The sequence below is a fragment of the Acidaminobacter sp. JC074 genome (genome assembly GCF_022496765.1).
In the GTDB taxonomy this organism is placed as follows: Bacteria; Bacillota; Clostridia; order Peptostreptococcales; family Acidaminobacteraceae; genus JABXKX01.
Genome location: NZ_VANV01000051.1, coordinates 1 through 3,216 on the forward strand (window position 1 = coordinate 1; position 3,216 = coordinate 3,216).

Below are 3,216 nucleotides of genomic sequence, written 5' to 3' on the forward strand. Positions count from 1 at the left end.
TTTACAATTCTCTTTCGCTAATCACTTGCGTGATATCGCTCATACGACTTCGCTTACGCTACGCCGTTATTTGGTCAAGTCCTCGACCTATTAGTATCTATCACCTAAACATATTGCTACGCTTACAGCTTAGACCTATCAACCAGATAGTCTTTCTGGGGTCTTAACTCTTATGAGTGGGAAATCTCATCTTGAGGGGGGCTTCGTGCTTAGATGCCTTCAGCGCTTATCCCTTCCAAACTTAGCTACTCTGCAGTGCTCCTGGCGGAACAACAGATACACCAGAGGTTTGTCCATCCCGGTCCTCTCGTACTAAGGACAGATCCTCTCAAATTTCCTACGCCCACAGCGGATAGGGACCGAACTGTCTCACGACGTTCTGAACCCAGCTCGCGTGCCTCTTTAATGGGCGAACAGCCCAACCCTTGGGACCTTCTTCAGCCCCAGGATGAGACGAGCCGACATCGAGGTGCCAAACCTCCCCGTCGATGTGGACTCTTGGGGGAGATAAGCCTGTTATCCCCGGGGTAGCTTTTATCCGTTGAGCGACGGCCCTTCCATGCGGCACCGCCGGATCACTAAGTCCTAGTTTCCTACTTGCTCGACCTGTATGTCTCGCAATCAAGCTCCCTTCTGCCTTTGCACTCTACGAATGATTTCCAACCATTCTGAGGGAACCTTTGAGCGCCTCCGTTACTCTTTGGGAGGCGACCGCCCCAGTCAAACTGTCCACCTGACATTGTCCCAGTTCTGGATAACAGAACATGGTTAGAACACTGATATACCAAGAGTGGTATCCCAAGGTTGTCTCCACGCATACTGGCGTACACGCTTCCATGACTCCCACCTATCCTGTACATGATATACCAAAGTCCAGTGCCAAGCTACAGTAAAGCTCCACGGGGTCTTTCCGTCCTGCTGCGGGTAACCGGCATCTTTACCGGTACTACAATTTCACCGAGTCCATCGTTGAGACAGTATCCAAATCATTACGCCTTTCGTGCGGGTCGGAACTTACCCGACAAGGAATTTCGCTACCTTAGGACCGTTATAGTTACGGCCGCCGTTTACTGGGGCTTCGATTCAGAGCTTCGCTTACGCTAACACTTCCTCTTAACCTTCCAGCACCGGGCAGGCGTCAGCCCATATACATCATCTCTCGATTTAGCATAGACCTGTGTTTTTGTTAAACAGTTGCTTGGATCTGTTCTCTGCGGCCGGAATTAGCTCTAAACCTATTCCGGCATCCCTTCTCGCGAACTTACGGGATCATTTTGCCGAGTTCCTTAACGATAGTTTTCTCGCTCGCCTTAGTATTCTCTACTCTCCCACCTGTGTCGGTTCTCGGTACAGGCACCTTTCATCTCAATAGAAGCTTTTCTTGACAGTGTGAAATCAGCTACTTCGTTACTTATTTTTCACTCCCCATCATAGCCCAGGATTGTTAAAACGGATTTGCCTATCTTAACTCCCTCACTATTTGGACACGCATTTCCAATCGCGTGCTTAGCCTATCCTTCTGTGTCACTCCATCTCTCAAACAATGATTGGTGGTACAGGAATTTTTACCTGTTGTCCATCGCCTACGACTTTCGTCCTCGGCTTAGGCCCTGACTTACCCTGAGAGGACGATCCTTCCTCAGGAAACCTTGGGTATTCGGCGGGCAGGATTCTCACCTGCCTTGCGCTACTTATGCCAACATTCTCTCTTGTATGCAGTCCACCACGCCTTYCGGTATAGCTTCAACCCGCATACAATGCTCCCCTACCCCTGATACRTAGTATCAAGCCGTAGCTTCGGTAATAGATTTGAGCCCCGGTAATCTTCGGCGCAGGATCACTCGACTAGTGAGCTATTACGCACTCTTTAAATGWATGGCTGCTTCTAAGCCAACATCCTAGTTGTCTGTGCAATCCCACATCCTTTCCCACTTAATCTATATTTTGGGACCTTAGCTGACGGTCTGGGCTGTTTCCCTCTCGACCATGAATCTTATCATACATAGTCTGACTCCTAAATATAAGTATACGGCATTCGGAGTTTGATAACCCTTGGTAGGCGGTGAAGCCCCCGCAGGTAGTCAGTGCTCTACCTCCGTTACTCTCAATTTAAGGCTAGCCCTAAAGCTATTTCGGGGAGAACCAGCTATCTCCGAGTTCGATTGGAATTTCTCCGCTATCCACAAGTCATCCCAACCTTTTTCAACAGATATGGGTTCGGGCCTCCACGAAATTTTACTTTCGCTTCACCCTGCTCATGGATAGGTCACCCGGTTTCGGGTCTACACCACGTAACTTAGTCGCCCTATTAAGACTCGGTTTCCCTGCGGCTCCAGTGCTGAACACCTTAACCTTGCTACGTAGCGTAACTCGTTGGCCCGTTCTACAAAAAGTACATGGTYGTCCATTCAAAGACTTCCACTGCTTGTAAACATGCGGTTTCAGGTTCTATTTCACTCCCCTCCCGGGGTTCTTTTCACCTTTCCCTCACGGTACTATGCGCTATCGGTCACTGAGTAGTATTTAGTCTTGGGAGATGGTCCTCCCGGCTTCCTACAAGGTTTCACGTGCCCCGTAGTACTCTGGTACAGCCTGTGGGYCTTCTCCTTTCGTCTACCGGACTTTCACCGTCTTCGGTTGACCTTTCCAGATCATTCGACTAGGATACCTCCATCACGTATATGGCTGCCCGCAACCCCAAAGTCCGTAGACCTTGGTTTGGACTAATTCCCGTTCGCTCGCCGCTACTTAGGAAATCGATGTTTCTTTCTCTTCCTCCAGGTACTTAGATGTTTCAGTTCCCTGGGTTACCTCCACTAAGCTATGTATTCACTTAGCAGTAACTGCTCATTACAACAGCTGGGTTCCCCCATTCGGACATTCACGGATCAAAGCTTACTTGCAGCTACCCGTGACTTTTCGCAGCTTATCACGTCCTTCATCGGCTCTCAGTGCCTAGGCATCCACCGCATGCCCTTATTAACTTGACCTAGTTAATAATGGTTATAGCGATATAACCTAAATGCATGACTCCGCTCTCGCTTCGCCATTTACTCGCGACTTTCGTCACTARATTTAAAGWCTCTCGWCTRTAAGRTTATAGTTCTTCAACTACCTATATAAATATAGGATTTGAGAATATTGTTTTTGCTTGTCGACTAGATATTTATAAATAAACATCTTTGTCTTTCATATATGCAATTTTCAAAGAACATC

At 48.2% G+C, this 3,216-nt stretch carries 1 rRNA gene; it reads right to left on the reverse strand.

Going from position 1 to position 3,216, the window contains the following annotated elements:
* Positions 1–70: 70 nt before the first annotated feature.
* Positions 71–2,990 (reverse strand): 23S ribosomal RNA (locus EZV73_RS28100).
* Positions 2,991–3,216 lie beyond the last annotated feature (226 nt).